The sequence below is a fragment of the Aquiflexum sp. genome (assembly GCF_041751335.1).
GTDB lineage: Bacteria > Bacteroidota > Bacteroidia > Cytophagales > Cyclobacteriaceae > Aquiflexum.
This window is the reverse complement of record NZ_JBGSXS010000245.1, coordinates 1-6,852: the sequence shown is the minus strand read 5'-3', so window position 1 is coordinate 6,852 and position 6,852 is coordinate 1. Positions and strand designations below refer to the sequence as shown.

The 6,852-nt window shown below is 39.9% G+C and carries 5 protein-coding genes; 2 read left to right on the top strand and 3 right to left on the bottom strand.

Annotated features, from left to right (window positions below; genetic code table 11):
* Window positions 1–7 precede the first annotated feature (7 nt).
* Entirely contained in the window at window positions 8–625 is a 618-nt protein-coding gene (locus ACEW8U_RS13930) for a SprT-like domain-containing protein (protein WP_373522662.1), read from the top strand.
* Window positions 626–879: 254 nt separating this feature from the next.
* On the opposite strand, the gene scpB is transcribed toward ACEW8U_RS13930, so the two are convergent.
* The 3 genes from scpB to ACEW8U_RS13915 all read right to left on the bottom strand — a co-directional run bounded on the left by scpB (window position 880) and on the right by ACEW8U_RS13915 (window position 5,495).
* The gene (gene scpB / locus ACEW8U_RS13925) at window positions 880–1,440 is read right to left on the bottom strand and encodes an SMC-Scp complex subunit ScpB (protein WP_373522661.1); all 561 of its coding nucleotides are present in this window, start codon (window positions 1,438–1,440) and stop codon (window positions 880–882) included.
* Window position 1,441: 1 nt separating this feature from the next.
* Window positions 1,442–1,825 (bottom strand): TraR/DksA family transcriptional regulator, encoded by a 384-nt coding sequence (locus ACEW8U_RS13920; RefSeq protein WP_373522660.1) that lies wholly within the window; start codon window positions 1,823–1,825, stop codon window positions 1,442–1,444.
* Window positions 1,826–2,156: 331 nt separating this feature from the next.
* Window positions 2,157–5,495, bottom strand: coding sequence for a lamin tail domain-containing protein (locus tag ACEW8U_RS13915; RefSeq protein WP_373522659.1), 3,339 nt, complete (start codon window positions 5,493–5,495; stop codon window positions 2,157–2,159).
* A gap of 189 nt (window positions 5,496–5,684) precedes the next feature.
* Here ACEW8U_RS13915 and ACEW8U_RS13910 point away from each other — a divergent pair, with 189 nt between their 5' ends.
* On the top strand, window positions 5,685–6,674 hold the full coding sequence (locus ACEW8U_RS13910; protein ID WP_373522658.1) for an aspartate-semialdehyde dehydrogenase: 990 nt from the start codon (window positions 5,685–5,687) through the stop codon (window positions 6,672–6,674).
* Window positions 6,675–6,852 lie beyond the last annotated feature (178 nt).

Genomic DNA, 6,852 nt, shown 5'->3' with positions numbered 1-6,852 from the left:
TGAGGGCATGAATCATGATGGTAAATTTCTGGAGGCTTTCAAAAAACATGTCCCGGAATACTCGGCCCAATATTGCTGGGAATTGTGGAAAGAAGTTCCTTTCAATTTTTACATTACCCGAACCCGTCAGACCAAATTAGGGGACTTTAGATACCGACGGGACAGAAAAGTACAAACCATCACCATCAATCACGACCTTAACCGTTTCCAGTTTTTGATTACCTATATCCATGAGGTTGCCCATTTCAGGGCCTTTGAAAAATATGGTCTAAATATCAAACCACATGGTGCAGAATGGAAAGCAACTTTTAGAATTCTTTTATCCCCTCTTCTCAATGAGTCGGTATTTCCAAAAGATATCCTGATACCCTTAAAAAGGCACATGGTCAACCCAAAAGCCAGTTCGGGGGCAGATCTATTCTTGAGCAAAGCCGTCAAACATTATGATGAAAATAAGAAACCTGATGTCTCTTTATTGGCGGATATAACGCCGGGCGAAGTTTTCGAGCTTCAAGGCCGAAAATTCCAAAAAGAACTCACCAGAAGAACAAGGGTATTGTGCCAAGAGATCAAGACCGGCAAAAAATACCTGATCTCAGCACATGCAGAAGTGAAGAAGGTTTGAGGGGGAAGTCTGAATTTTATGGGGTGGGATGCCGGTTGACTTAATTCCTTGGTTTTGGTTTTAGTTGTCAGATGACCGATGTTGGGTTTGGAGTAGCCAAAGAGCTAATTGCGCTGAAAGTAGGTAATTCCAGAACTCTAAAGTAAATGGAATACTCATTAACAATAAAAAAATGTCAAAGCTATTTAATATTGGCAAAGCTTACTTCCGACATCCGTCATCGGACAAATTTCATCCTTCATCCTTCATCCCGCTCACTCCTTCTCCTCCCCAATCTCATTCTGCTCTCCTGCAAAGTCCTTGGGTTGAGGTAAATCGGTCAGGTGGTTGATGCCAAAATATTCCATAAACTTTTCACTTGTCCCATATAGTATAGGTCTTCCAACACTGTCAGATTTTCCTTTTATTAGGACCAATTCCTTTTCCAGCAATTTCTGAATGGAATAATCACAGCTGACCCCCCTGATATGTTCCACTTCTGTTTTGGTAACAGGTTGCTTGTAAGCAATAATAGACAGTGTCTCCAATTGGGCTGTAGAAAGTCTTTTGTGTGATTGGTGCTTCAACAAAATAGAAACACTGACCTGATAGGCAGGCTTGGTCAAAAACTGATATCCACCACCCAAATGGTTCAAAGAAAAAGAATAATCATCACCTTCATACTTTTCCTGCAATGTTCCTAAAGCCTGAAGAATATGTTCTTTAGGCACTTCAGATTCAAACATCTCCGTCAGGCATTTTTGGATTTCTTCAATACCCAACGGAGAAGGTGAGCAAAATATCAGTGCCTCAATATGCTTATGTAAAAATTCCAACTTACTTTTTAGCCAATTTAGCCTCAATTGAATGCATAGTATGCGGAACTGCTCTCAAACGCTCTTTCGCTATTAATTTCCCAGTATCGACACAAACACCGTAGGTGCCATTTTTGATTCTGATAAGTGCATTTTCCAAGTTGATGATGAATTTTTGCTGTCTCGCGGCAAGTTGACTCATACTTTCCCTTTCTAGGGTATCTGCTCCATCCTCCAGCAATTTTGCAGTAGAGGCTGTAAAATCCGTTCCGCTGTCATTCTTTTTGCTCAGAGTTTGTTTGAGTGAACTCAACTCCTCTTTTGCCGAACTTAATTTCTTTAAAATGATTTCCTCAAACTCCTTCAACTCTTCAGGAGAATATGCGGTTTTTCCTTCTTGACTCATAGCTCTTTCTTTAAAGTGGTTAATTCCAATCAGAATGTAAGGGCGATTGAAAAGTCCCCTAAAATACGCTTACCTTTTGAAAATCAAAAATAAAAAAACCGTCAAAGACGGTTTTTAATTGGGAGCCAGATTTTGCAATCTCTTTTCCAGCAATTTTTCGTCTGTAGATAAGTGATATTTTATACTTAGATACCTCTGAATGACCTTCAAGGTTTTGCCTTTTTGAATAAAATACGTTTTCAATGTTTCTGTGATAATGTCAGGTTTCATAAGTCCGGTTATTTCAGGTTACATCAATTTACAGATTTTTTCCGAAATCCATCATGTAAGATCAGAATTTTGTGCCAACGACAACCGTTTTTTTAATTTGGTTTACATTTCCCTGTAAGTCAAATATTTCAACCCATACCACATAATATCCGGATCTTACTTTTTTACCCCCAGAATCTGTTCCATCCCAAATATAAAAGCCCTCATTTCCCCAAATCGCATTTTGACACAATTCCCTTACCAACAGTCCATTGACACTGTAGATGCGAATAGTCCCTGCCATTCCTGACTGATCCATTTTGTATTTGATACTGGAATATGGTTGTTCACCCGCTGCATCAGGTACAAACACCTCAGGAGACACTTCAATCCCAAAGCCATTGAACCCATCGTGAATCTGTGAATTCCGATATCCAGGTGTCGCAAAACCTTCAGAAGAAGATGCTGAATACCAATTGTTTTGATCTTCGACTGAAACTTGCGGGGAAATCCTTTCCAACGATACGCCCTTCGTCTCTTTCAAAAGCCTATGGTGCATCTTATCATCATAGCTGAATATTTCCGAAATTGACTCATCCGGATTCAACAGAACCACATTCCCTGATGATATCGGATAACTTGGCAATGATGAATAGTCTATAAATTTCCCTTCCTTTCCTTTGGGATATTCAGCCTTCAATTTCTCTTTGTCAGTGGTAAAAACCCAAAATGAAAAAGGCGCAACCACAAAATCATCATTGAAAAGCATTCTCCTGTTTGCAATATCCTGATCCGAATTGAGATTTGCGAGCTTCCAGTCTTTCAGGTTAATATAACTGGAAGAGGAATTATAAATCTCCACAAATTTGGGTGACCCGGTTCTTGGGTTAAACAATACTTCATTGATAACTACATCTCCTAGTTGGGCTTCCGAAGGAATCACGAAAAACACCTGACTATTTTCATCTAACAAGTTACCAACACAATCTCGAAGCCCTTTAATTGCTACTTTATACAAAACATCAGGCTCTAGGCTTTGCCCAAATTCAAGTATCAAATCAGTTGAGTTCTCTCCCTGACTAATTTTTATCAAATTAAGGAAAGGCTGAAATTCCATGCTGAGACTTTGAATGTTTGCACTAAGGGTTTTGGAAAAAGAAAGAACAACACGCCTATCCCCAATAATTTGAGATTTGACAAAAACAGGAGCTGTTTTGTCAGGGGTTTCCTCAAATACTGAATTAACAGCACCTGGAGTACCTCTTTTCGGGTCTGAGGAAGGCCGGAGATTGTTCAGCAAATTACATTTTATAAAAGGGTTTACGATTTCCAGACTGTACCCTCCCGAAGCGATGCTGCTCGACCCATAACTTGCAGCATTATATTCCAAACTATCAATCACATGATTATCCGCATCCAACAGCTTTACTTTATCAGCGGAGTTGAGCAAAGTAGGCCAATTCGTCAATCCCAATACCTGTCCATATGGATTAAATTGATTTGCTTGATTTCTGGGAGCGAGTATGATGTATTGATCAGGTTCCAGAATCCCGGAAGGAATTGTTGTGACTCTTCTCGAATTGGCTAATTGAAGTCCACCGAGATATATCGGTTGAGTTCCTGTATTAAAAAGTTCCACATATTCCACGTTAGGGAGGCTATTCCCTGCACGGGGTGCGGGCATTACTTCATTGATGACAATTTCTTTGAAGGACAATTTGCCAGGATTCGAAAAACCAAAAGAGAAGACAAAGTTGTTTGTGACATTTCCATTCAGGTCCGAAATCCCATCAATGGCCAAAGTATATTCCACACCCTCTTCAAATAGAAATCCCCATTCTAGAATCAATTGGTTGGGATTGGGTTGTAGCAAAACCGAAATTGGGGGTTTATCATTGATTTGATATGCAGAAGGGATAACTGCAAACACCGGATCCAACGGTTCCGAAAAAACTACCACGATTTTCTCCCTGTTTACCGGGAAAACATTGACAATTTCAGGTGGAGTAATATCCCAAACAAAATCCCGCTTTGATCCCGGAATCAAATACCCTCTGCCACTTTTTCTAATTCCCACTTGCAAAGTGAAAACCTGCCCCTCTGGAAATGCTTTGTTGCTTTCCAGTTGGATAATATTTGGTTCCGGAAAGCTAATCGAAAAACCGTATTCTGGATTTTCCTCCACTCCAAATCCACCAATATCAATAGAATTCAAATCAAGGTCAATCTCATGAACAATTATAAGTTTGGTTTCTGATTCCAAAAAAACGGTCTCTATAAAATCACTGTAAATGAAAGAATTCCTTTGGGTTTCGCTCATAGTATTACCCTGAAGATTTTGGACATTGTGTACTTCAACGACCACTGATTCTCCCAAAACCAACTCTTTACCCAAATCCAGAAAAACTGCAAATCCATTCTCCGAGAGTTCAATACTCTTTGGAGGTGCCCCATAAATCATAAAGTGGGAAGATTGGGAAACAGAAGCAGGTAGAAATAGCTGTGAAAAACTGATAGAAATCCGATCAGGAGTTATGACAAGCATTTCCCCGATTTTTATTTCCGAATTGTCAATCTCAAATTCGATTTCATCAGTCATTCGACCATCCAATTCCTGGAGCCCTTCCAGATTCAACCAAATCTTTTCATCTTGGATCATTGAGGATGACACTACTACAAATGATGTGTCCGTATAAAAAATCAGTTCTTCGATAAGATACTTTCCAAGTGTTATTTGTGATTCCGAAGGCTCCAAAACTTTTCTGTCCAAAACCACCTCAACCGAAAAAGGATCCAACAATGCAGCACTTTTCACCTGAATCGGGTCAACTAATTGATCACCATTGAAAATACCGAAATCGTCCATAAAAAACCTTGAAGCTGACCCAGTTCCCGGTCCATATTTGACCTCGATTTTCAATATCACTTTTTCTAATTCATGAAAATGATCGGGAATTGCAATTTCATAAAGTCTGTATTCTGTATTTCGGTTGGGGAAACTGCTGTCTGAGCCAACTTGAATTTTGGACACGAAATCCTGAAAATCTTTCGAAAATGAGACTTCAACAATGGCAGGTCTGTTGCCTGTTCCGTTCTGTCTGGTTTTTGCAAAAAAAGTGATTTTGGGTTCAATCAAATCTACGGTAGAGATCCTGACAAATATCTCACCATTAAAAGAACTTATCGGCTGAACACCCAAAGCCTTTGATCCATTTCGACCTTCCCCTGAAGCTTGGAAAATCCTCGCAGCGGTATTTCTCAGCTCATTTGCCGACCAATTTGTTAAAAACTCTTCAGGATGATTGACAATATCAAAGCTGCTTTCAAAATCCTGAACCTGTGCAAAAACATTGTTTAGGTCTAAAAAACAACCTAGTAGGGATAAAGCGAGCAAAACCCCCACAAAAAACTTAGGCTTCATATACCTAAATATAAATAATCAGCCTTACTTCAGGTCTAAAATAAACGGATAACTTACTTTTCTTCCATTTCTTTCAAAAAACCTCACATTATTTTGAATATAAAGCAATTATCATTTGGTCTTATATCATTTTTGAAAATTCTTACCTTACCTTTGCGCTTCATTTATTAAACCAATTAACAAAAAAAAATGAAACTAGCCGTTGTAGGAGCTACCGGATTGGTAGGCTCAGAAATCCTCGAGGTGCTGGATGAGCACCAATTTCCATTTGACGAATTGCTACTTGTAGCCAGTGAAAGATCTGCTGGTAAAAAGATGAGCTACAAGGGCAAGGAGTACACGGTAATTGGATTGAAACAGGCTGTTTCTGAGAAGCCGGACGTTGCGATCTTTTCTGCCGGCGGAGGTACTTCCCTGGAATGGGCGCCACAGTTTGCTGCAGTGGGAACGATTGTTATTGACAATTCCTCTGCATGGAGAATGGACCCCACCAAAAAACTGGTGGTTCCTGAAATCAATGCCAAAGACCTGAGAATAGATGACCGAATTATTGCCAATCCAAACTGCTCGACCATTCAGATGGTTTTGGCTTTGAATCCATTGCGATTAAAATATGGTATCAAAAGAATAGTGGTATCTACTTACCAGTCTGTCACCGGAACAGGTAAAGCTGCCGTTGACCAAATGATGGCCGAGCGTGCCGGACAACCTGCTGAGATGGTATATCCCCATAAAATTGACCTGAATGTATTGCCACATATAGATGTCTTCCAACCCAATGGATATACCAAGGAAGAAATGAAGATGATCTTGGAAACCAAAAAAATCTTTGGAGACGATAGCGTACAGGTCACTGCCACTACTGTCAGAATCCCAACTATGGGAGGACATTCTGAATCAGTAAACGTCGAGTTTCACAATGATTTTGATCTGGAAGAAGTAAGAGAAATCCTATCAAATACCCCAGGTATCATTGTTCAGGATGACCCTGCAAACAACATTTATCCTATGCCATTGACTGCGCATAAAAAGGACGAAGTATTTGTTGGAAGACTGAGAAGAGACGAATCCCAGCCAAAAACCCTGAACATGTGGATCGTGGCTGATAACCTTAGAAAAGGTGCCGCCACCAATGCCGTTCAGATTGCAGAATATCTGAAGGAACACAGCATGGCTTAAGAATTGTTCATGCCATGACTCAAAGTCATGTCATGAGTTAAATTGCATCCAATGCCCCAAACAAAATATACATCATCAATAAAACAATTTGTGCAGGACCACCTAGCGGAGGATCCTGCACAATTGCTTTTTGCCCATTCCGGACAAACTGAATATGATCTAAAGGCGGCTGTGCAGC